Genomic DNA, 24275 nt, shown 5'->3' with positions numbered 1-24275 from the left:
CTAGTTTGTATGAGTAAGGAAATAACTGTTATTTGTGATTCACAGGAATACGACCGTGAAGATATCTTACAGCTTGTTACAAAAGCCAGATCACTTGGTGATGCTTCAAAAAGAAAGGTATCCGTTTTTTGTGTGGGGCATATGGATGAGGAACGAATATCTGCCTTGTTTTTGTATGGGGCTGACCGGGTGGTATTTTGCCGGGAGGAAGGACGCTTTGACCTGCCATATTTTACCGAAGTGATTGCTGCAATGGTAACTCAAATTTATCCGGAGGTGATTCTGGTTCCGGCAACTGTTGACGGTAAAATATTAGCAGCAGTACTTTCCACCAGATTTGAGGCGGGATTGACTGCCGACTGCATTGAAATCGAGTTTGATGAGGCGGGCGAGCTTGGTTTTTCAAGAGCAGCAATCAATGATTCAGTGACGGCAACCATAAAATGTATCAACTGCAATATCATGATGGGAACTGTAAAAAAGGATGTGTTTATCAAAGCGGAAGCAGGACCCCCCCGGGAAGAGAGTATTGTGGAGTTCACATTTTCAGGTAAAGAACCAAAATGCAATGCAGCGTGGGTGGTTGAAGAACGAACGAAACGGGAAAGGAAAAAGGAAATCGATATTCATCTGTTTAAAAAAGTATTCTGTATTGGCAGGGGAGTAAAGGATCGTACAGTACTTGAGCGGATTTATAAGATTGCAGAGAAGTATGATATGGGTATTGTTGGCACCAGGGCTGTTGTAGAAGAAAAATTAATTGAAAAAGAAAGACAGGTTGGACAGTCGGGAAAAAGTATATCACCTCAGATCTATATCAGCTTTGGAGTATCAGGCGCAAGTCAGCATATGGTGGGGATAAAAAATGCTGCTGCTATTATTGCAGTGAATACGGATCGACAGGCAGCTATATTTGATTATGCCGATTATTCTGTTGTGGAAAATCTTGAATCCATCCTGGACCACTTAGAAAAACTGGGACAGGAAAATGAACAGATAACGGGGGAAAGCAATACTAAGGTTACTTTTTCAGAAAGGAACAGAACTATATGATAGATACGAAAAATACTATTTTAAAACGGGTACTGTTAATCATTGAAGATAATTTCGACATTACCATTACAGATAATAATACTCCTTTTACGGAATATGGAATGGTATCACTTGATATTCCGCTGTTTGTCAAAATACTCTCAAAAGAGTTTTCTGTTGAAATTAATGTATCTGATATTTTTAAATGTTTTAATGTTTCTCTTCTGACGAATTATCTTGATTCCTTACTTAACACAAAAAAAGAAAATGAGGCATGGTGTGAAAATGGGGGAGGGCAGATCAGGGATCAAATTGCCATCGTGGGAATGAGCTGCCGCTTGCCGGGCGGAGCTGACAATGTTGATAAATATTGGGAGTTCCTGCTAAGTGGAGAAGACGGTATCTGTGAGATCCCAAAGTCACGTTGGGATCTTTTAAAATATTATGATGAAGATAAGAATGCGCCGGGAAAAATGTACTGCAAAAAAGGAGGCTTTTTAAAGTCTGATATAGACGCATTTGATGCCCGCTTGTTTAATATTTCCCCAAAGGAGGCACAGGCTCTTGATCCACAGCAGCGTCTGCTGCTGGAGCTGACCTGGGAGGCTTTTGAAAATGCCAATTTAGATATTGCCAGATATAATGGCAGTGATACCGGAGTATATCTTGGAATTTCTACAAATGAGTATAATATGGCACATTTACATTCTGGGGACTTATCTAAAATAGGACCGTATTCATTAACTGGAAGCTGCTTTAGTACCGCATGCGGAAGAATTGCTTATACGTTTGGTTTTGAAGGACCCTGTGTCAGCGTGGATACCGCCTGTTCTTCCACTTTATCCGCTCTTCATCTGGCCTGTACAGCATTGCAGGCGAAAGAAGCGGATTTACAGGTTGTGGCAGGAATTAACATCATTGAAAGTCCCTGCAGTAATGTGGGATTTTCAAAATTACAGGCAACCTCCACAGACGGACATAGCAAGGCATTTGATGCTTCAGCCGATGGCTATGGACGGGGTGAGGGCGGTGGAGTGATTCTGCTTAAATGCTTGTCTCAGGCAATTCAGGATGGGAATGAAATTCTGGGAGTTATCCGGTCAACGGGCATTAATCAGGATGGAAAAAGTAATGGTCTGACTGCTCCAAACGGAGAAGCCCAGGAAAAATTAATACGCAGAACCTTATCCAATGCCGGTTTAAATAACCTGGATATCGATTATGTGGAAATGCATGGAACCGGAACCAAGCTGGGGGATCCTATTGAGGTAAATGCAGTTGCAGCTGTTTATGGAAAAAACCGGGATAATAATAATCGCTTAAAGATTGGCTCAGTTAAATCCAATATCGGCCATTTGGAAGCTGCCGCCGGAATTTCTTCAATTATAAAAGTACTGCTCTCAATGAAGCATGGCTTAATTCCGGGAAACCTTCATTTTCATACTCCCAATCCTTTAATCAACTGGAAAGACACCAACCTGGAAGTAGTCAGTCAACATACCCAGTGGAAAAAAGATAATGGTTTAAGGGCAGCTGCAGTAAATGGTTTTGGCTTTGGTGGTTCCAATGCTCATGTCATTATTGAAGAATATAGGCAGCCACAGGAAAATGGAGTGGAGGATTCTGAAAAGGATGGAATAGACTGGGTATTAAAGCTTTCTGCCAAGAGTAAAACCTCATTAACAGAATTAGTCCGTCAGTATCACGTCCTGTTGACAAACAGCACAAAAGAGGAATTTCAAAATATCATTTATACGGCTAACCGCTGCCGAACGGATCTTGATTACCGTTTTGCCGTATGCGCCGGCAGCCAAACTATGCTTCTTAAGCGGTTGGAACAGTATCTTGATGGTTACGATACAGAAGGGATTTTTGTTAACACGAAAGATCCGCTGATGTTACAAAAAGACCGCAAAGTGGCATTTATGTTTACCGGACAGGGTTCCCAGTATTTAAATATGGGTAAGCTGCTGTATGATACCAATGAGATTTTCCGGCAGGCTTTTAATCAGTGTGAAGGATTGTTCAAACCACATTTATTCAAATCCATTGTGGAATTAATATATGGCGAAAACACATCTGATCAGATAATTGAAAGGACTGCATATGCCCAGCCGTTAATTTTTGCAATTGAATATGCTTTATCAAAAATGTGGGAAGATTATGGGATTAAACCTGATCTGGTAATGGGACATAGTATTGGCGAGTATGCGGCGGCAGTAGAAGCTGGAATACTAAGCCTTGAGGATGCGGTTAAATTGGTATCGGTCCGCAGCAGACTGATGGATCAGGCTCCTGGCAGCGGCAGTATGGCTACCATTTTTGCAAACAGGGAAAAAGTGACGGAACTTTTGCAGGGCTATGAAAATTCGGTTTGTATTGCTGCCCGGAATGCACTCAATTCCTGTGTTATTTCAGGTTCTTCAACTGATGTTCGATTGGTGGCCAGTCGGGCCGCAGCAGAAGGAATTACAGTAAAAGAGTTGAAAGTTTCCCATGGCTTTCATTCAATGCTAATGGACTCCATTCTTAATGAATACCAGTCAATTGCTGATGAAATAGAGTACCACCCCCCGCATGTCAGATTCGTATCAGCTTTATATGCAAGGGAAATCGGACCAGAAGAAATCTTAGACAGTATGTATTGGACAAGACATATCCGGGAAGAGGTTGATTTTTATGGCGCTGTCAGCAGCATTGAAAAGAAGGAAAATCATATTTTAATGGAGGTTGGGAGTAACCGGGTGCTGTCCGCTCTGGCGAAACTGATATTTGAACAGGACCGGATTTTGGTATCATCATTAAATTTGAAAAAAGCAGATGATATTCAGATTGCTGAAGACATCGCACTTCTTTATGCAGCAGGTGTTAATTTAAATTGGAATCACATTGATTTTGCCGGGAACGAAAGCTGGATGAAAGCAAAGCTTCCCAATTATCCATATGAAAAGAGTAAATATCCTATGGAGTTATTTTATGACAGGGAATCCCAGACCATTGATTCCGCTGATTGTCACAAAATCCTTGGTCAGAAAATTGATCTGTCTCATATCAATGATACGGTGCTGTTTCAAAGTAAATTTACTGCTGCAGAACCATTTTTTATGAAAGAGCATATTATTTTTGATGTTGCCATTTCACCGGCAGCAGCCCATATTGGAATGATGCTTGCTGGAGTTAAGGAGATTGATGATGCCAAAAGCTGTACTCTTAGTAACCTGGAATTCCGGTCTCCTCTATCTGTTGACGGTGATGCTGCAAGAAAAGTTCAGCTTTGTATAGAAAAGAGCGGTGATCTGCCGAAGTTTAGCATTCACAGCAAAGATTATAATTCTGAGAATGATAAATGGAAGCTGCATGTCAAAGGTAATGTTAAAATTCTGCACGAATTTCAATTCACCTGGCAGCAGGCGGATGTTAATGAATACAGGCAGCTCAGCTACAAGGCTGATATGGAAACAAGAGGTGTTTACTATGCCATGAGACAGTCTGGTTTCAAGCTTGGAGATGGGTTTAGGGGAATTAAAGCAATTAGTTTTGCACATAAGGGGTGTATTTGTCAGATTGAGCCTTTAAAATCAGTCCCTTATTTAAATGAATATGTACTTTATCCTGGTACAATTGATTCGATTTTACAGACCGGCTTTGCCTTTATTGAAGAAAAAATGCGTGATGATGGTATCTTTAAAGACAAAAATGTAACCGTTATTCCATACTATCTGGAAGAGTTCACTTATAATTATTATCCTTCAGACCGCTTGTGGTGTGATACAAGGTCACGTTATGAAAATGGAATTATTTACGTGGATCTCACCGTATATAATGATCAGGGGCAGGTAGTGATTAAAATTATTAATTTAATGGCAAAAATCACTGACAGCAACAGTTTACTGCGGGAAACCAGGAGTCTGGATAAAATGTATTATCACACAGACTGGATTCCTCTCTTAGAAACTAAACCGCTTAAATTAATCAGATCTGATGATAAATATCTGATTATTTCAGAGGAAAAGGAAGATTCTTTAACCGGCTGTATTGGTGAAAAAATGAAAACACTGGGTATTGAGCCAATAAAAGCGGGTATGGATTCAGATTGGCCGGAATTATTAAAGAGTATTTGCCAGAATAGTAAAAAGGGAAATTTACATATCATCTTCTGCGGCGGAGAAGAAGCAGATTCATGCCGTAATGACATGGAACAAGTGGACTGCCAGCCGGTAAAAGCATTGTTATCCCTTATTAAATCAATAAGTGAAGAAGGATACTCACAGGGCAGCAGCATAAAAATTGTAACAAGGAATGTTCAGCCTTTTAAAAACAGAGGCTGCGTTAACTTGTCAGGATCTTTGTTATGGGGCTTATCCAGAGTATTCAGTATTGAATACCCGGAATTATATAACGGAATCATTGACTGCGACCAATCTGTCTTTGATCAGGACAGCAATTTTTTAGATGAATTATTAAATCACAATTTCCAGGATATCTGTTTTAGAGATAAGCATTCTTATAGTGCAAGATTAATTTCACATGGGGATTATTTAAAAAATGCAGCTTCTCCAAATTCTGAATTAAAGATCCGGCCTGACTGCTGCTACCTGATTACAGGAGGAACCGGAACTGTAGGTCTTACTTATGCAGAGCAGTTCGTAAAATCCGGAGCCAGACATCTGATCTTATTATGCAGAAAAGAACCAGGGCAAAAAGCAATAGAGGCGATCAGACGTTTTAACGATCTTAACGTTAAAACAGATATAATTTTTGCGGATATCAGTGATTATGAAAACCTGAAAAAAGTCTTAAACCAGGTTAAACTAAGCCTGCCGCCTATCGGGGGCGTGGTGCATGCCGCTGGTATTATTAATGATAAGACAATCCAAAATGCTCAGTGGTCTGATTTTGAAGCGGTCATTAAGGCAAAAGTGAATGGCAGTATCAACTTATATCAGCTGCTTTGTAAAGATCCCCTTGATTTCTTTATGATGACCTCTTCTGTTACCAGTGTTATTGGAAATATGGGACAGGCTAATTATGCAGCGGCTAATTATTTTATGAATATCTTTGCGTCTTATCTCAGTTACAATCAAATTCCAGGATATACCCTTTGCTGGGGTGCATTTGGTGAAAGCGGTATGGCTGCCAATAATAAATCCATATCCAGTAATATGGAACGGATTGGGATGAAGCCTTTTTCCAAAGAACAGGCTGAAAAGATAATTGAAGATTTTATGGAACGTCCTTACGAGAATCTGGTGGTTGTAGATGCAGATTGGAATCAGATGAGCAAATCATTTCATGATGCTGCAGGTAAAAGTATTTTCCTGGAACGGCTGGTGACTCTGGATGCAGTTTCAAAAGAGGAAGAAGGTGAAGAGGAAAGCAGTGTATTATTAAATACGCTAAAGAAATTGCCCTCTGAGGAGAGAGAGGAATTCCTGATCTCTAAGGTCCGGCCTGTGTGTGCAAAAATCATGGGCTTTGAAAGTGACCAATCACTGTCGCTGAATGAAGCGTTAAGAGAACAGGGAGCTGATTCGCTGATGACATTTTCCATGAGAACTGCAATTAACAAATTATTTGGTATTGATTTAAATATTTCAGTGTTCTTTAATTATCCCACCATAACCAGACTGGTCGAGTATCTGCTGACTGATGTGTTTGTATTTGATCAAAAGCCGGTACTTGAATCTGAGGAGAGCATCGATGACATTCTGCTGGAAATTGCTGAGTTGACAAAATAATGTCTGGGGAAGGGAGAATTATGGATGAAATAGGCAAATACAAAGCAGCCTTAGTTAAGGCTGCAGAAAAAATAAATGAATTAGACGCTGAATTAAAAAGTTTGCAGCAAAAAGATGAGATTGCAATAATTGGTTACCACTGCCGGTTTCCGGGAGGTGCCAATGATCCCCAGTTATTCTGGGAAAAGCTAATGCAGGGATATGATGCTGTTACTGAAATTAAGCCTGATCGGTTTGACCCACAGCCTTTTTATAGTAAAGATTCCTCAGTACCGGGAAAAATGTACACCAAATCTGCAGCTTTTCTGGACCACGATATTAAAACCTTTGATTACAGCCATTTTGAGATTTCAGCTGTTGAGGCTGCCTCTCTTGATCCACAGCAAAAGTTACTGTTGGAACTAAGCTGGGAAGCATTAGAAAATGCAGGTATTGACATTGCTCAATTACGGGGAAGCAAAACAGGAGTCTTTATCGGACTGGACGAGGTGGATTATATCAGCCGGGAGGTGTTTTCCGGAAACGTAAACGACCTTGGACCTTATTCGGCAATTGGAATATCTTCTCATGCAACCGCTGGCCGGATCGCTTATTTTTATGATTTCAAAGGTCCGGCAATCTGTATAAATTCCGCCTGTTCTTCTTCCCTTTCGGCAATGAATATGGCGGTAGACAGCTTAAGAGGAGGTCAGTGTGACCTGGCTATTGTAGCCGGAGCTAATTTATTATTAAATCCTGAGTCATTTATTGGACTCTCACAGTTCCATGCTTTATCGCCGGACGGACGATGTAAAACCTTTGATGCGTCTGCCGATGGTTTTGGGAGAGGGGAAGGCGGCGGTGTCATTTTGTTGAAAAGAGCCGTAGATGCCAAAAGGGATAGTAATACCATTGAAGCTTTCATTCGGGCTATATACATTGGACAGGATGGAAGGTCTAACGGTTTTTATGCGCCTAACGGGCTGGGAGAGCAAAGAGTAATCGAAGCAGCCCTAAAGCAAGGCGGATTAAGTCAGCAGGATATTGATTACATTGAGGCCCATGGAACCGGTACGTCACTGGGGGATTTTATTGAAACTCAGGCAATCTGTGATGCGTTTAAGGATCGCCAGAAACCAATCCTGATTGGTTCTGTAAAGTCAAACATTGGACATCTGGAAGCAGCCGCCGGAATTGCAGGCGTTATTAAAGTACTTCTTTCATTAAAACATCAATGTATTCCTCCAAGCATTCATTTTAACCAGCCCAATCCCAATATTGACTGGGAAAAAATGAAAGTTGTGACTGAACCCGTCAAATGGCAGCGCGGCGATAAAAAAAGGCGTGCGGGGATCAGTTCTTTTGGTATAAGCGGAAATCTGGTTCATGTTATTCTGGAAGAGTCCCAACCAGAAGAAGACCATAGCTGGGAGGAAAAACCACAGTTTCCGGAATGTATAATTACCATATCCACAAAAAATAAAGGAGCATTAGTAAAAGCCGCCTCTGATATCCGTGATTTTATCAGCCGTTCAACTGAAAATTTATCCGATATTGCATATTCCACCAATGTGACCAGAGCTAAAAATGAATACCGACTTGCAGTGGTTGGAAATTCCCGTGAACATATAATTAAAACCCTTGACTCAATGATAGGGAATCAGGAGATCGGCAGGTTTTACATGGGGAGATCCACAGAAAAACGAAAAAAAACCGCTTTTTTATTTACGGGACAAGGATCAATTTATGAAAATGCTGCTCAGGAATTTTATCAATTTTCATCTGCCTTTCGAAATGCATTTAATAGATGCGATGAACGTTTTAAACAGCTGCTGGGAATCTCTGTAATTGATGCACTATACAAGCGGACGGGTGATCATTTAAACAATGCCTTATACTCACAACCAGTAATCTTTTCCCTGGAATATTCTTTGACCAAAATATGGGACAATTTAAATATTGTTCCGGATTATGTAATTGGTCACAGTATTGGTGAATATGCTGCGCTTTGTTATAGCAAAATACTCAGTTTTGAGGATATAACAAATATGGTTGCTCTCAGAAGCAGGCTGATGTCAGGCGTAAAACCAAATGGAAAAATGGTAGGAGTATTGGTGGAAGAAGGCCGAATGCGGGAGATTATCAATAAAAGCGACTGTCATAATGTATCAATTGCAGCGGTAAACGCACCTAAAAATGTGACTGTCTCCGGATTGGCAACAGAAGTGGATCAGGTTATTGATTTGCTTCAGCAGCAGGAGCGGGTATTTGTTAATGATCTTGGTATCCGATATCCATACCATTCGGTGGAAATGAACAACTACACTGGTTCCTATGGTGATAGTCTGGATTATCTGACTGGCCGGGGCCAGGAAAGTCCGGTTAAAGTAATTTCCAGTGTAACAGGAAAGCTGGAGGATTATCATTTATTTGAGGATAAATATTATTGGATGCAGCATTTAGAAAATACAGTCAATTTTAAAGCCGCCATGGAACAGGCGGAAAAACTGGGAGTAACAGCCTTTATTGAAATTGGCGGTACAGCCACTTTGTGCGGCCTGGCAGGGCAATGTATGGAAAATCAGGAGGCAATCTGTGTACCAACGCTTAGAAATGGAATCGGCAGCTATAAGCAACTGAGTGAGTCTTTAAAAAATCTTTATTTAAATGGGCTGAACCTGCAATGGGATGGTTTATATAAAGAATATCAGGTAAAAAAGGTGGCATTACCAGGCTATGCATTTGACCGGAGGACATCCTGGAAAGACAGGTCACATCAATTACCGGCCTCTGACCTGTGTGCGGGTACTGCTGATCTGCTGTTAAATAAACAGCGGACACAGCTGTTGGAACAAAGAAGTTATCTAAAACAGATGCTTGAATCTGAGAAAGTAATAAAGAATATTGGGGTGGAGGAAATAACTTATGATTAAGGAACTGAATCAGACAGAAGTTTTAAAAGTGGCAGATGAATTAAAAGATATTATACATATGATTTCAGGAATGGAAAAAGAAGCTATGGATATTGACCGAAGATTGATTTCATATGGTCTGGATTCCATTTTATTGTTAACCTTGTCCAAACAGATTGATTCCAGATATCAACTGGTAATTCCATTAGACATTTTTTTTACTACATTAAATACATTACGTCTGGTTGCAGAACACATTGTAATTAATAGTCCAATGGTACAAGAGGAAACTCAGGAAATTGATTCAGTGGAATCGGAAATGTTGCCTGCCATAGATTCGTCACTTAATAGTAATTCTCTTGATTTTGGTAATCTGGTCAAGATTTTTGACAGTCAGTATCATATCATTATGAAACAAAATGAAATTTTAAAATTAATAACGGAGCCCAATAAGAAAGAACCAGAAGCTGTTAAGCCTGCGCAAAAACAAAAGCCGCAGCCAGGCAGACAGACTGCAGCGCAACGGGTGGATTACTTCGTACCTTATCGGAAAATGGAATTGCATCAGGAGGATGAAGTCCCTCCCCTTCAGCTGGCCTATATAAAAAACATTGAACAACGTGTAAATAATCTGACAAAAACGTCAAAAGAACAGACTCAAAAATATCGGCATGTATACGCAAGTAACCGGAATTCTGCAGGCTTCCGGCTGCTTTATAAAGAGATGCTGTATCAGATAATTGCTGATCAGGGCAGGGGAGACAAACTGGTTGATTTAGATGGCAATGAAATGATTGACTTAACTATGGGATTCGGAGCTCTGCTGTTTGGGCACAATCCTGATTTTGTTAAAAAGGCTTTGCTTGCTGAATTAGAAAAAGGAATGCCATTGGGGCCCATGGGCAGGCTGACTGGAGAAGTAGCCAGCGATATTGCTCAGTTAACTGGTGTAGAAAGAGTATTTTTCTGCAATTCCGGAACCGAGGCTGATATGTTTGCGGTCAGAGTGGCAAGAGCAGTTACAGGTAAAAATAAGGTTGTCTGCTTTAAGGGAGCTTTTCATGGAACCTATGATGGAGTATTGGGAATACCTATGCCTACCGATGATCCTGATTTAAATACCATTTCACTGACTCCTGGAATTACAGATAATTCGGTACGGGATCTTATTTTGCTGGATTATGATTCTGAGGATTCCCTAAGCTATATTGAATCTCATGCAGATATTATTGCTGCGGTATTAACTGAACCAGTGCAAAGCCGACGACCTGACCTTCAGCCAGGCCCGTTTCTTAAAAAGCTGAGAGTGGTAACTGAGCAGTGCAATATTGCGCTGATTTTCGATGAGATCATCACCGGTTTTAGAATTTGCACAGGTGGAGCCCAGGAATATTTTGGTGTTAAGGCAGACATAGTTACATATGGCAAGGTGATTGGCGGAGGTATGCCAATCGGAATATTGGCTGGAAAAAGAGAATATTTAGACAGTATAGACGGCGGTATGTGGAAGTTTGGTGATAATTCTGTTCCTCCCTGCGACGATAAGAGAACGTTTGTTGCCGGCACTTTTTGTCATCACCCATTAGCAATGACGGCAGCACATGCAGTCTTACAATTTATCAAAGAGAATAAAGAGCAGATATACGATAATCTGAATCAGAAAACCGCTGAGATGGTTACAGAATTAAATGAATTCTTTGATTTGGAGAAGGTTCCGGTTCATATTAATCATTTTAGCTCATTATTCCGCTTTAACATTAATCTGGAAAAGGAAATTTTTTATTATGGCCTTCTGGAAAAGGGCATTTATGTGTGGGAGGGACGAAACTGCTTTTTATCAACAGAGCATAGCAATGAAGATATTCAGTATTTTATTAATGCGGTAAAAAAGACTATTAATGAGATGAAAGATGCTGGCTTTTTCCAATAAAGTTTTAAAAACATACCCTGATAGTAAAATGCAGAGATACACTGTATTAACTATTAAGGTATGTTTTTTTATAAAAATAAGGAATGGAGGAGTAATAATTGAAAAACATGGCTTTTCTTTTTCAGGGTATGGGAGTGGATGTGCGGCCGCTTCTTAGCACTTTAAACGAGGCACAGACAGAAAAAATCAAGACATTGTGCCTGAAGGATCCAGTTCTTTTAAAATACCAAATAAAAGAATACCTCTTTACGTTTTCAGAAAATAATAAAATGATTACTGAATGGCTGGCGGTGTATACCATTGGGTATGTAATCTACGAAACATACATAAGTAAAGGTTATCGCCCTGTTTTTTTCGTAGGTTATAGCCTCGGGTTAATTGTTGCGTCCGCCTGCACAGGCGCTGTCAGCTTTACTGACGGGGCCAGGATGCTAATAGAAATTGAAAAATACAGAAGCCTTCACACTGTTGAAAATCAGACTATGGCAGTAATTATAGGAAAAAGCTTTCAACAGATAACATCTATGATAGATCGAAAAAAGTTGAATGATATGGTATATGTAGCCATTGATAACAATAATGATTGCGTTACTATATCTGGTATTGAGGCAGGTATTGATACCATTCTCTCAATGTGTGTTGCAGATGGAGTAATCAGGGCTGAAAAGCTGAAAACCAGGTATGCATTTCACTGTCCTTTAGGAGCGGCAGGTATAGAGTCTTTTGCCCATTATATTAATTGTCTGGAAGTAAAAGATTTATCCATCCCGATATTATCCGTATACGATCAACAGATGATTGATAGCAGCGCTAAGCTCAAGATGGAATTAATCCGGAATATGTCGTCGGCAATGATGTGGAGAACAACAATTTTATCCATCAGAGATATGGGAATAGAGGAATTTGCAGAAGTTGGTCTGGATGGCGGATTAACAAAAATTTCAAGATTAATTGATCTGGATTTGCAGTTTACGACAATCAAAAAAATCAACCGTGAAGAAAGATTTCAAAGGGTATAGAATTACCAAATAAAAATAAAAGACAGGAGACCAAGGATGAAATTTTGGAATGCGGAAATAGAATGTATGGAACGAAAGCAGCTGCATGAACTGCAACTTCAGCGATTAAAACAAACTGTTAAAAATGTAGCCGAACATGTACCGTATTATGCTAGAAAAATGACGGAAAAAGGAATTTCTGCAGCTGATATCAACACCCTGGATGATTTAAAAAATCTTCCATTTACAGATAAGGAGGATTTACGAAAAACCTATCCGTTTGGAATGTTTGCTTCCCCCTTAGAGGATATTATCCGGGTACATGCATCAAGTGGAACAACTGGTAAACAGACAGTAGTAGGGTATACCAGAACTGATATTGAAAACTGGTCTGAAAATATGGCTCGCTGTCTGATTATGGCAGGAGTAAAAAAAGATTCAAGAATACAAAATTGTTATGGCTATGGGCTGTTTACAGGTGGGCTGGGAGTGCACTATGGTGTTGAGCGGGTTGGTGCAATTGCGATTCCGGCATCAACTGGAAATACCGAAAGGCAAATAAATATGCTGAGAGATTTCAAAAGTACCTGCATATGCTGTACACCGTCTTATGCTTTATATCTTGCCGATACTATGAAACAGATGGGAATAAAAAAGCATGAACTAAGTCTTACTTCCGGTATTTTCGGAGCTGAGCCATGGACAGAGGAAATGAGGCAGAAGATTGAATCCCAGCTGGGATTAAAAGCGTTTGACATCTACGGTCTGAGTGAGATTATGGGGCCTTCTGTCTCTCAGGAATGTGCTTGTCAAAATGGCTTACATATTTGGGAGGATAGTTATATTGCAGAAGTGATTAATCCAGACACCGGAGAGGTACTTACGGAAGGTGAGCCTGGCTGTCTGGTGATTACAACCATTAATAAAGAAGGAATTCCCCTGATCAGATATAAAACCGGAGATATCTGCAGTCTGACGAAAGAACCATGTGATTGCGGCAGAACTCATACCAGGATGACAAAACCAATTGGAAGAACTGATGACATGTTAATTATCCGGGGCGTTAATGTATTTCCCACCCAGATTGAATCAGTACTGTTGAATTTTACAGAAGTCAGTCCCCATTATCAGATTGTAGTTGATCGTATTAATAATCTGGATCATTTAAACATTAATATCGAACTTAATGACCATATTTTGCCCGGATATCCAAACTATCTGGATCAATTAAGCTCTCTGGTTACAAAAAAATTGGAGAGTGTTATTGGGATTTCAGCTAAAATTAATATAGTTGAGCCTCAAAGCATTAAACGCAGTGAAGGTAAGGCAGTCAGAGTTATTGATAATAGAAGGATACTGCTATCAAAACCAATAGGAGGAAACAGCATACTATATGAAAAAAATATTATCAGGCAATGAAGCAGTTGCCCGGGGTGCCTTTGAATATGGTATAACCGTGGCAACTGGATATCCGGGAACACCCAGTACTGAAATTACCGAAAACATAATTAAATATAAAGAGATTAATGCAGAATGGTCACCAAATGAAAAGGTTGCAATGGAGGTTGGTATAGGTGCTTCGATTGCAGGGGCAAGGACACTTGTTTCAATGAAGCATGTGGGGCTTAATGTGGCCGCAGATCCTTTTATGTCCATTTCTTATCCAGGTGTCAATGCAGGTTTAGTGATTGCTGTTGCTGACGACCCAGGTCAGCATAGTTCACAAAATGAGCAGGATACCAGATATTTTGGTATCGCTGCTAAGATTCCGGTAATAGAACCATCTGACAGTGCAGAATGTAAAGAATTTGTTGGTCATGCACTGAACATCAGTGAAGCGTTTGATACTCCCGTAATCCTAAGATTAAGCACACGAGTTTCACATTCCAGAAGTATTGTCAAATTAGAGAATAATCAGAGCACGTCTTTAAAAAATTATCAGCAGAATCCCAATAAATACATTGTTGCTCCCGCAGTGGCAAAAAAACGCAGAGTGGTAGCAGAAGAGCGATTAAGATCACTTGAAAAATATGCGGAAATAACTGCATTAAATCAGGTGGAGTTCAATAATATGGAGTTTGGCATTATTACCAGCGGAATTGCCTACCAATATTCAAAAGAAGCATTTCCAGATGCGTCTTTTTTTAAGCTTGGAATGTCTTATCCTTTGCCTGAAAATAAAATAACTGATTTTATTAAGAAATGTAAAAAAGTATATGTTATCGAAGAGTTAGAGCCTGTCTTTGAGGAAAAAATCAAGACATGGGGTTTGAACGTAATCGGCAAAAAAGTTTTTCCCACAATTGGAGAATTAAATACGGAGATAATCAGAAATGCCATATCAGGTGAAAGGATCCAATCAATTGAAACAGATCTGACAAAGGACATTCCTGCCAGACCCCCGGTTTTATGTCCTGGCTGCCATCACAGGGGCGTTTTTTATGTGCTCAAAAAGTTAAAGCTGCATGTCATGGGGGATATTGGCTGCTATACGCTGGCTGCATTCCCACCATTAAATGCCATGGATACATCCATTTGCATGGGAGCCAGTATCGGTATGGCTCTGGGGGCAGAAAAAGCTCGAGGAACAGATTTTTCTAAAAAAACTGTGGCGGTTATTGGTGATTCAACTTTTATTCATTCAGGAATAACACCATTAATTGATGTAGTTTACAATCAGGGCAATGTAACGGTTATATTACTTGATAATCAGACCACTGCGATGACTGGAAACCAGGATCATGCTGGTACAGGTTATACAATTCGAGGAGTAGAGAGCAAAGCAATTGATTATCGTTCTCTGGCAGACGCTATTGGAATCAAACGAATTCAGACTGTAGATGCTTATGATCTTATTAATCTGGAAAAAATAATAAAAACGGAAACCCAGGTGGAAGAACCATCCCTGATTATAACCAAAAGACCTTGTGTATTATTGAATCGGAATTCTGAACACATACAGCCTCTTAAAGTAAGTGATTGCAAAGGCTGTAAAGTTTGCCTGACCATTGGCTGTCCTTCCATATCCTTTAAAAACAACAAGGCTGAAATAAATTCAGCTTTATGTATCGGATGTGGACTCTGTGCCCAGGTATGCAGCTTTCAGGCAATTAGAAAAAACGTCTCAGAAGGAGGTAATCAGCCATGAATATTCTGATATCAGCAGTGGGAGGACAAGGTGCGTTACTAGCCAGCAAAATACTTGGTACACTGGGACAAAAAAAAGATCTGGAAGTTAAAATATCTGAAGTACATGGAATGTCTCAAAGAGGAGGAAGTGTAATTACTCACGTAAGAATTGGTAAAAATATCTATTCACCTGTTATAGAAAAGGGCAGTGCGGATGTGATTTTGGCTTTTGAATGGTTAGAAGGTGTACGCTATATTGACTGGTTAAAATCGGACGGCTCACTAATTGTCAGTACTCAGAGAATTGACCCAATGCCAGTTGTGACTAATTCTGTGCCATATCCTGAACATCTGGAAGAAAGACTGAAGAAATTACCAATCCACCTTTATACAGTAAATGCTTTGGCATATGCACAGAAAGCAGGCAGTATTAAAACGGTTAATGCTGTCTTATTAGGAGCATTGGCTGCAATTACAGATACAGAAAAGGAGATCTGGTTTGAAGCTATAAGGGAAAATGTCCCCTCTCCTTCGATTGAAATCAACTTAAAAGCTTTTGAAATGGGGTTAATGTCAAAATAAATAATTGTTGCTTTCCTTATTATATGATAGAATATTTCCATTGAATGAAGGAGGGATCATTATGAAGCGACCGGAAACTGACCTCCATCTGCATCTGGATGGGTCTTTATCGATTGACGTGGTAAGACTTTTAGCAGCGCAGATTGGATATGATTTTGAAGGACAGGATATAAAGGATAGTGTATCAGTGGGGGAAAACTGTGAAAGCCTTGTGGATTATTTGAAATGTTTTGATTTACCAGGGCAGCTTCTGCAGACAGAAGAAGCTCTGACACTGGCAAGTGAGGATTTAACCAGAAACCTTGCAGCTCAGGGACTTATTTACAGTGAAATCCGTTTTGCACCTCAGCTTCATATGAGAAAGGGACTTTCAAAGGAACGAATTTTAGAAGCCGTTATTAAAGGTATGAACAGGGGCATGGAAGGAACTGATTTAAAAGCAGGACTTTTACTTTGTTCAATGGTGAACGGTTCCGATAAAGAGAATGAGGAGACCTTTGAGCTGGCTTCTTCCTATCTTGGCAAGGGCGTTGTGGGTGTTGATATTGCAGGACCGGAAGGTCTTGTTCCCATGGCTCATTTTGAACCTCTTTTTAAAAGAGCCGGACAGAAAAATATTCCATTTACCATACATGCAGGAGAATGCGGAGACTGTGAGAATATTATAAAAGCAGTTTCCTATGGGGCCAGGAGAATCGGACATGGTTGTGCTGCAATTCAGTCAGAATCCTGTATGGACCTCTTAAAAAAGGAAAAAATTACCTTAGAGATGTGCGTGATCAGCAATCTTCAGACAAAAGCGGTTCCTTCCATTGATCAGCACCCATTGAAAGCTTTTTATGACTGGGGGATTCCGGTAACCTATAATACGGACAATATGACCGTATCGGATACCACACTGGAAAAAGAAGCAGAACTGATTCAAAAACATATGGGTTTTACAGAAGCGGATTTAAGACAGATGAATCGTTATGCACTGGAAGCCGCATTTATCGGACAGGAAGAGAAAGAAAAAATAATTGCTTTTTTCGACAACAATACGTATAATGTATGATAACTACGTTTAAAAATCGGTGAAAACAATAATGTTACAAAAAGGTGACGGCATATGGCAGATAATCCAATGATGGAGAAAAACAAGGTAACTGAATTCGATAAAGAACATAAGGAAATGAAGAAAGTAGACATTGATCTGGAGGCGCCCGCTGATTTTACAAGTCCGCAAGCCCTTTATGAAGAACTGGTTGCGAGCATAAAGAGATATCACCCATCTGATGATATTTCCATGATAGAAAAAGCCTATCACATCGCAGCCGATGCCCATAAGGACCAGGTGCGCAAATCCGGTGAACCCTACATTATTCATCCTCTTTGTGTTGCCATCATTCTGGCCGATTTAGAGATGGATAAAGAGACCATTGCTGCAGGCATCCTCCATGATGTGGTAGAGGATACCATTATGTCCTTAGATGAACTGAAGGCAGAATTTGGGGAAGAGGTGGCTCTTTTAGTAGACGGAGTCACCAAACTGACCCAGATTTCCTGGTCTATGGATAAGATGGAGATTCAGGCGGAGAATTTAAGAAAGATGTTCTTAGCCATGGCAAAGGACATTCGTGTCATTATTATTAAGCTGTCCGACCGTCTTCATAATATGCGGACGCTTCAGTACATGAGGCCTGAAAAGCAAAAGGAAAAGGCAAAGGAGACCATGGAGATCTATGCTCCCATTGCCCATCGTCTTGGTATTTCCAAAATAAAAATTGAACTGGATGATCTGTCTTTAAAATACTTAGAGCCGGACACCTATTATGAGCTGGCAGAAAAAATATCTCTAAAAAAAGATGCCAGAGAATACTTTGTAAAGAGTATTGTTGATGAGGTGGAAGAACATTTAAAGGAAGCTGGAATAGAAGCCAGAGTGGACGGACGTGTTAAACATTTCTTCAGCATCTATAAAAAAATGGTCAACCAGAATAAAACACTGGATCAGATCTATGATCTGTTCGCAGTGCGGATTATTGTTGACAACGTAAAAGACTGTTATGCTGCACTTGGCGTAATTCACGAACTGTATAAACCTATCCCGGGGCGTTTCAAGGATTATATCGCCATGCCCAAACCCAACATGTACCAGTCCCTTCATACAACACTGATCGGCAACAACGGCCAGCCTTTTGAGATTCAGATCCGTACGTATGAGATGCACCGGACTGCCGAATACGGAATTGCGGCTCACTGGAAGTATAAAGAGAGCGGAAGCGGTCAGGTTGCGGCAGGCAAAGAACAGGAGAAGTTAAGCTGGCTCCGCCAGATTTTAGAATGGCAGAAGGACATGTCCGACAACAAGGAATTCTTAAATATGGTTAAGGGTGACTTAGATCTGTTCTCCGACAGTGTTTACTGCTTTACTCCGTCAGGTGATGTGAAGAATCTTCCCAGCGGTTCAACGCCCATTGATTTTGCATACTCCATCCATAGTGCAGTCGGAAACAAGATGGTGGGTGCCAGAGTCAACGGCAAGCTGGTGAACATTGAATATGTCATTGAAAACGGTGACCAGGTGGAGATCATCACCTCTCAGAACAGCAAAGGCCCAAGCAGGGACTGGCTGAATGTGGTGAAAAGCACTCAGGCAAAAAATAAAATCAACCAATGGTTTAAGACAGAGCTGAAAGAAGACAATATTCTCCGGGGCAAAGAGATGGTGGACCGCTACTGTAAAGCCAAAGGAATTAATTATTCAGAGATTAACAAACCGGAATATCAGAGCAAGGTAATGAAGCGCTATGCCTTCCGCGACTGGGATTCTGTGCTTGCATCCATTGGCCACGGCGGTCTGAAAGAAGGCCAGGTCATCAATAAGATGGTGGATGAAAAGGATAAGAAATTAAAGAAAGACGTAACTGACACTACCATATTAAATGACATTGAGGATATGGGCAGCAGACTTCCAATTAAGAGACGTTCGGGAAGCGGAATTGTTGTAAAGGGAATTCACGACCTTGCAGTCCGTTTCTCCAAATGCTGTTCTCCAGTACCAGGCGATGAGATTGTAGGCTTTGTAACCAGAGGAAGAGGCATTTCCATTCACAGAACAGACTGCGTCAATGTTTTAAATCTTCCGGAAGATGAGAGAAACCGCTTAATCGATGCAGAGTGGCAGGAGCCGGAAGGGGACAATACAAAAGAACGTTATTCTACGGAAATCAAAATTTTTGCCAATAACAGAATCGGTATGTTTGTTGACATTTCAAAGGTATTTACTGAGAGGCAGATTGATATCACTTCCATGAATTCCAGAACCAACAAACAGGGAAAAGCCACCATTACCATGACCTTTGAGACTCATGGCGTGGAAGAGCTTGGAAAACTGGTTGATAAACTGAGACAAATCGAAGGTGTAATTGACATTGAGAGGACTGCGGGATAACGCAGTTTTTCTCTTTTTATTCAGAAAGGTGTTGTGGACCGTGGTATATCCCGTGAAATATCTTCCACAGACAGTGAAAAGCTTAACCAGACTTACCATGCCTGTTACAGGCTTTGAGGAACGGTTTCCTTTTATGCAGATCGATAAAGACAGCTATATCGTGGGTGCGGAAATACAGTCAGGATTAAACTTTAACGTTGCACAAGGGGTTCACTGTGTACAGATCGGAAAGTACTGTGCCTTTGCTGATAAAATTACATTTCTTGTTAATTTAAATCATAATTACAAATCCGTATTTCAGGGGTGCCCTTCTTTTGTGACCACAGCGGTTCCTGACAGAACCAAAAGAAAAGGCTCTGTACTCATTGGAAACGATGTCTGGATCGGCAATGGGGCCACGATTATGAGTGGTGTTTCCATACACAACGGAGCGGTAATCGGAGCCGGAAGTGTGGTCACAAAATCAGTGCCTGCCTATGCAATGGTGGGTGGAAATCCGGCTAAAATCATTGGATACCGGTTTGATGAGGCGCAGAGAAGAGCTTTAAGCCGGATCGCCTGGTGGAACTGGACAGAGGAGAAGCTGATAGAAAATCAGAACGAGTTTCTGCTGCCGGCTGAAGATTTCATAAAGAAGTTTGATCCGGGAGAAGAATGGAATCAGATCAATCCGATAATTCCAAAAACAGACAGGAAGACGATTCTTCTGATTGCAGATTATATAAGTCCATTTTCCCTCTGGAAAAGGATTTTAACGGAATATGCAGCGTCAAGTCCTGCAGATACCAGACTTTTGTTATATATCTGTCCTTCTGCCGGTGAAGAGGGATATCGGCAGGTTTTAGCGGTATCAGAGGAACTGGAGACAGACGGCAAAGAAATTATAGTAAGAATGGGCAAAACAGAAGATGATATCAGGTGTCTGTTTGCCGCGGCTGATTACTTTATAACCACTAGAAGTGAGGATAATATTCTCTACATGGAGTATGCAGATTATTATCAGGCAAAGCTTTTGTATGGAACGGATATTCCGGTATTTACTATTTAACGGACGGATTAATGGGAAGGATTGAAACAGGAGATAAGAATATGAGTGATTTCAGAATTAAAACATACCCGGTGGGGCAGATTGGTACCAATTGTTATATTATTTTCCGGGAGCAGTTAAAAAAGGCAATTATTGTGGATCCCGGCGATGAAGGGGAATTTATTCTGGAGCAGTGCAGGAAGCTGTCTGTAACACCGGAAGCCATTTTACTCACTCATGGCCACTTTGATCACATTATGGCAGTCAATGAGATAAAACAGGCGTTTCCAGAGATCGTAATTTATGCCGGAGAAAATGAAAAAATACTGTTAAACGATCCGTCTGTAAATCTTTCCTCAAACATTGGAAGGCTGTGTTCCATAGAGGCAGATCGCTACGTGACAGATGGGGAAACCATTAATCCTGCAGGGATTTTATCTCATGTAATAGCAACTCCCGGTCATACAGAAGGCAGCGTCTGCTACTATATGAAAGAGGAAGACGTATTAATCAGCGGAGATACTCTCTTTTTAGAATCTCTTGGACGTACCGATTTTCCCACTGGAGACCAGTTAAAAATTATAAGCTCCATCAGAGGAAAGCTGTTCCCTCTTCCCGGTGATACCATGGTATATCCGGGACATGGAGACGTTACTACCATCGGTCATGAAAAATCATATAATCCGGTGGCATTATACAGAGGATAGGGACTAAAAATGATAGGTTTAATATTAGATGATCAATCCTTTGAACAGGATATCAGGGAACTGCTTATGGCATTTTATCCGGGAGAACGTTTCCTTCATGAGGAGAAATCCGATGAAGATTTCCGGCTCCTTGTCCATGGCGTGACTGGAGATGATTTCTTCCGGTTAAGTCTGGAAGACAGGGAGCAGGGAATAACAAAAGCTTCCGAAACCAAGGTGGACTTTTCCGACCGCTTTGAAACCAAAAACCGGATAAAGCGGATGCTTTATGGTATGGCGGGAGAACTGACTGGCAGGGAACTGCCCTGGGGAACACTTACCGGGATACGTCCGGTTAAAATAGCCATGACAAAACTTCTTTCCGGCAGTAAAGAAGAGGAAGTTTCTGATTATATGAAACATACGTATTTAACCAGTGATCAGAAGGTGGATTTAAGTCTGGAAATTGCGAAAAAAGAGTTGGATCTGCTGTCAGGCATTGACTATGAAAACGGATACAGCCTTTATATCGGAATTCCCTTCTGTCCCACCACCTGTCTTTACTGTTCCTTCACGTCATTTCCCATCAGCCAGTGGGAGAAGCGAATGGATGATTACCTGGAAGCTCTTTTTAAAGAAATGGAGTTTACAGCCAGTCGAATGGCAGGAAAGACTCTTGACACTGTGTATATAGGAGGCGGTACGCCTACTTCGCTCAGTGCAGAGCATTTGGAAAAGCTGATCTTAAGGCTTAAGAATACGTTTGATTTTACTAATGTAAAAGAATTTACAGTAGAAGCCGGAAGACCGGACAGCATAACACAGGAGAAGCTTGGGGTATTAAAGAAATATGGTGTATCCCGTATTTCCATAAATCCTCAGACGATGAAAGAGGAGACCCTGAAGATCATCGGCCGCCGCCATACTGTGGAGATGGTAAAGGACCGCTTTTTATTAGCCAGGTCATTGGGCTTTGACAATATTAACATGGATTTAATTATCGGACTGCCTGGGGAGGATATGGAAGATGTAAGACGGACCATGGAAGAGATTAAGTCTCTGGGGCCGGACGGCATCACTGTTCATACTTTGGCGATTAAGCGGGCAGCCCGCCTTAATATGTATAAAGAACAATACGGAGATTTGAAAATTACAGGAACTCAGGAGATGGTGGATTTAACGGCAACCTACGCCCGTAGCATGGGACAGGAGCCTTACTACCTCTACCGACAGAAAAATATGGCCGGTAACTTTGAGAATGTGGGATATTCAGCTCCTGGAAAAGCCTGTATCTACAACATCCTCATTATGGAGGAAAAGCAGACCATAGCAGCCTGCGGTGCGGGAACTACCACGAAAGTTGTTTTTCCATCGGAGAATCGGTTGGAGAGGGTGGAAAATGTTAAGGACGTAGAGCAGTACATCGCCCGAATCGATGAAATGATAGAAAGAAAAGAAAAAATGCTTGCAAAATCAGAAATGTAATTTAAAATAGAAAGCATGATTTGCGATTTCCAGGAAAGATAGAAAATATAATAAACGGAGTGAAAAAAATGTCATTAAAAAAGAAACCGGTTACCGGAATGAAGGACATACTCCCTGCGGAAATGCAGGTGCGGGAATATGTAATGAACCAGATTCGGGAGACATACGGCGGATTTGGATTTAATTCCATTGAAACTCCCTGTGTAGAACACATTGAGAACTTAAGCAGCAAACAGGGCGGCGACAATGAAAAACTGATTTTCAAGATTATGAAGCGGGGAGAAAAACTGAATCTGGAAACAGCGCAGATGGAGAATGATCTGGTTGACAGCGGACTGCGTTATGATCTGACAGTTCCCCTTTCCAGATATTATTCCAACAATGCAGCAGTTTTACCAGCCCCTTTTAAATCCCTTCAGATGGGAAGCGTCTGGAGAGCAGACCGTCCCCAGAGAGGACGTTTCAGACAGTTCGTCCAGTGTGACATCGATATCCTTGGAGATCCCACCAGACTGGCGGAGATCGAACTGATTCTTGCGACGACCACACTCCTTGGAAAGATTGGATTTAAAGGATATACAGTAAGAATTAATGACCGTAATATCTTAAAGGGCATGGCGGCTCACTGCGGATTTTCAGAAGAGTCTTACGACCAGGTTTTTATTATTCTTGATAAGATGGACAAGATCGGTATGGATGGCGTGGCCCGGGAATTAAAGGAAGCGGGTTATCCGGAAGAGAATGTTAATAACTATTTAGCCCTGTTTGAGACAGTGACCAGAGACGCATCCGGTGTCAGAAGCCTAAAGGAAGCATTAAAAGATGCCATGGATCCGGAACAGGCAGAGAATCTGGCGGCTATTATTGACAGTGTGAGTGCAATCACCACCAGCCAGTTTAAGATCGAATTTGATCCCACTCTGGTACGTGGAATGTCCTACTATACAGGAACTATTTTTGAGATTCTGGTAGACGGTTTCCCAGGTTCCGTAGGCGGAGGCGGCCGTTATGACAAGATGATCGGCAAATTCACCGGTATGGATACTCCTGCGTGCGGATTCTCCATTGGTTTTGAACGGATCATCACCATTCTTATGGAAGAAGGCTTTGCAGTACCTGGCAGCGAAGAACGGTTTGCATTCCTGATTGAGAAGGGTGTGAGCGATGCGGTCATGAATGAAGCTGTGAAAGAGGCCATGAATGAACGCGCCAAAGGTAAGACAGTTCTGGTATCCCAGATGAATAAAAATAAAAAGTTCCAGAAGGAAAGCCTTATAAAAGAAGGATATACCCAGTTTAAGGAATTTTATAAAGAAGCACTGAAGGAAACAAATTAGGAGGAAA

The 24275-nt window shown here is 41.0% G+C and carries 14 protein-coding genes; all 14 read left to right on the top strand.

The window, feature by feature from the left end:
- Positions 1-9 precede the first annotated feature (9 nt).
- The 14 genes from ACOAOT_RS17295 to hisS all read left to right on the top strand — a co-directional run bounded on the left by ACOAOT_RS17295 (position 10) and on the right by hisS (position 24268).
- Positions 10-1053: an electron transfer flavoprotein subunit alpha/FixB family protein gene (locus tag ACOAOT_RS17295; RefSeq protein ID WP_420218119.1), complete on the top strand. Its 1044-nt coding sequence runs from the start codon at positions 10-12 to the stop codon at positions 1051-1053.
- Positions 1050-6770, top strand: a complete 5721-nt coding sequence (locus ACOAOT_RS17290) for an SDR family NAD(P)-dependent oxidoreductase (RefSeq protein ID WP_420218118.1) — start codon at positions 1050-1052, stop codon at positions 6768-6770. The genes ACOAOT_RS17295 and ACOAOT_RS17290 overlap by 4 nt, the downstream gene beginning before the upstream one ends.
- Positions 6771-6790: 20 nt before the next feature.
- On the top strand, positions 6791-9682 hold the full coding sequence (locus tag ACOAOT_RS17285) for a type I polyketide synthase (protein ID WP_420218117.1): 2892 nt from the start codon (positions 6791-6793) through the stop codon (positions 9680-9682).
- Positions 9675-11591: an aminotransferase class III-fold pyridoxal phosphate-dependent enzyme gene (locus tag ACOAOT_RS17280; RefSeq protein WP_420218116.1), complete on the top strand. Its 1917-nt coding sequence runs from the start codon at positions 9675-9677 to the stop codon at positions 11589-11591. Before ACOAOT_RS17285 ends, ACOAOT_RS17280 begins: the two co-directional genes overlap by 8 nt.
- Positions 11592-11698: 107 nt before the next feature.
- Positions 11699-12610 carry an ACP S-malonyltransferase gene (locus tag ACOAOT_RS17275; protein WP_420219443.1) on the top strand — a complete coding sequence of 304 codons (912 nt, stop codon included), beginning with the start codon at positions 11699-11701 and terminating at the stop codon, positions 12608-12610.
- Positions 12611-12646: 36 nt separating this feature from the next.
- Positions 12647-14008, top strand: coding sequence for a phenylacetate--CoA ligase family protein (locus ACOAOT_RS17270; RefSeq protein WP_420218115.1), 1362 nt, complete (start codon positions 12647-12649; stop codon positions 14006-14008).
- Positions 13983-15737: an indolepyruvate ferredoxin oxidoreductase subunit alpha gene (gene iorA, locus ACOAOT_RS17265; protein WP_420218114.1), complete on the top strand. Its 1755-nt coding sequence runs from the start codon at positions 13983-13985 to the stop codon at positions 15735-15737. The genes ACOAOT_RS17270 and iorA overlap by 26 nt, the downstream gene beginning before the upstream one ends.
- Complete coding sequence (locus tag ACOAOT_RS17260; RefSeq protein ID WP_420218113.1) at positions 15734-16300, top strand: indolepyruvate oxidoreductase subunit beta; 567 nt, start codon at positions 15734-15736, stop codon at positions 16298-16300. The genes iorA and ACOAOT_RS17260 overlap by 4 nt, the downstream gene beginning before the upstream one ends.
- A 61-nt stretch (positions 16301-16361) precedes the next feature.
- Complete coding sequence (gene add / locus ACOAOT_RS17255; RefSeq protein WP_420218112.1) at positions 16362-17354, top strand: adenosine deaminase; 993 nt, start codon at positions 16362-16364, stop codon at positions 17352-17354.
- A gap of 72 nt (positions 17355-17426) precedes the next feature.
- Positions 17427-19733: a RelA/SpoT family protein gene (locus ACOAOT_RS17250; protein WP_420219442.1), complete on the top strand. Its 2307-nt coding sequence runs from the start codon at positions 17427-17429 to the stop codon at positions 19731-19733.
- A complete protein-coding gene (locus ACOAOT_RS17245; RefSeq protein ID WP_420218111.1) occupies positions 19708-20781 on the top strand; it encodes a CatB-related O-acetyltransferase in 1074 nt (357 codons plus the stop codon). Before ACOAOT_RS17250 ends, ACOAOT_RS17245 begins: the two co-directional genes overlap by 26 nt.
- A 41-nt stretch (positions 20782-20822) precedes the next feature.
- Positions 20823-21467, top strand: a complete 645-nt coding sequence (locus ACOAOT_RS17240; RefSeq protein WP_420218110.1) for an MBL fold metallo-hydrolase — start codon at positions 20823-20825, stop codon at positions 21465-21467.
- Positions 21468-21476: 9 nt separating this feature from the next.
- On the top strand, positions 21477-22931 hold the full coding sequence (hemZ, locus tag ACOAOT_RS17235; RefSeq protein WP_420218109.1) for a coproporphyrinogen dehydrogenase HemZ: 1455 nt from the start codon (positions 21477-21479) through the stop codon (positions 22929-22931).
- A gap of 68 nt (positions 22932-22999) precedes the next feature.
- Entirely contained in the window at positions 23000-24268 is a 1269-nt protein-coding gene (hisS, locus tag ACOAOT_RS17230) for a histidine--tRNA ligase (protein WP_420218108.1), read from the top strand.
- The last annotated feature ends 7 nt before the right edge of the window (positions 24269-24275 follow it).

The sequence above is a fragment of the Lacrimispora struthionigena genome, assembly GCF_048627165.1.
In the GTDB taxonomy this organism is placed as follows: Bacteria; Bacillota; Clostridia; order Lachnospirales; family Lachnospiraceae; genus Lacrimispora.
The sequence above is the reverse complement of the archived record's forward strand: the minus strand, read 5'-3'. Positions and strand labels throughout refer to the sequence as shown.

What these genes read in the sequence shown, in the direction of transcription:
- ACOAOT_RS17295 (WP_420218119.1), top strand. Translation starts at nt 10, where the DNA reads ATGAGTAAGGAAATAACTGTTATTTGTGATTCACAGGAATACGACCGT.
- ACOAOT_RS17290 (WP_420218118.1), top strand. Translation starts at nt 1,050, where the DNA reads ATGATAGATACGAAAAATACTATTTTAAAACGGGTACTGTTAATCATT.
- ACOAOT_RS17285 (WP_420218117.1), top strand. Translation starts at nt 6,791, where the DNA reads ATGGATGAAATAGGCAAATACAAAGCAGCCTTAGTTAAGGCTGCAGAA.
- ACOAOT_RS17280 (WP_420218116.1), top strand. Translation starts at nt 9,675, where the DNA reads ATGATTAAGGAACTGAATCAGACAGAAGTTTTAAAAGTGGCAGATGAA.
- ACOAOT_RS17275 (WP_420219443.1), top strand. Translation starts at nt 11,699, where the DNA reads ATGGCTTTTCTTTTTCAGGGTATGGGAGTGGATGTGCGGCCGCTTCTT.
- ACOAOT_RS17270 (WP_420218115.1), top strand. Translation starts at nt 12,647, where the DNA reads ATGAAATTTTGGAATGCGGAAATAGAATGTATGGAACGAAAGCAGCTG.
- iorA (WP_420218114.1), top strand. Translation starts at nt 13,983, where the DNA reads ATGAAAAAAATATTATCAGGCAATGAAGCAGTTGCCCGGGGTGCCTTT.
- ACOAOT_RS17260 (WP_420218113.1), top strand. Translation starts at nt 15,734, where the DNA reads ATGAATATTCTGATATCAGCAGTGGGAGGACAAGGTGCGTTACTAGCC.
- add (WP_420218112.1), top strand. Translation starts at nt 16,362, where the DNA reads ATGAAGCGACCGGAAACTGACCTCCATCTGCATCTGGATGGGTCTTTA.
- ACOAOT_RS17250 (WP_420219442.1), top strand. Translation starts at nt 17,427, where the DNA reads ATGGAGAAAAACAAGGTAACTGAATTCGATAAAGAACATAAGGAAATG.
- ACOAOT_RS17240 (WP_420218110.1), top strand. Translation starts at nt 20,823, where the DNA reads ATGAGTGATTTCAGAATTAAAACATACCCGGTGGGGCAGATTGGTACC.
- hemZ (WP_420218109.1), top strand. Translation starts at nt 21,477, where the DNA reads ATGATAGGTTTAATATTAGATGATCAATCCTTTGAACAGGATATCAGG.
- hisS (WP_420218108.1), top strand. Translation starts at nt 23,000, where the DNA reads ATGTCATTAAAAAAGAAACCGGTTACCGGAATGAAGGACATACTCCCT.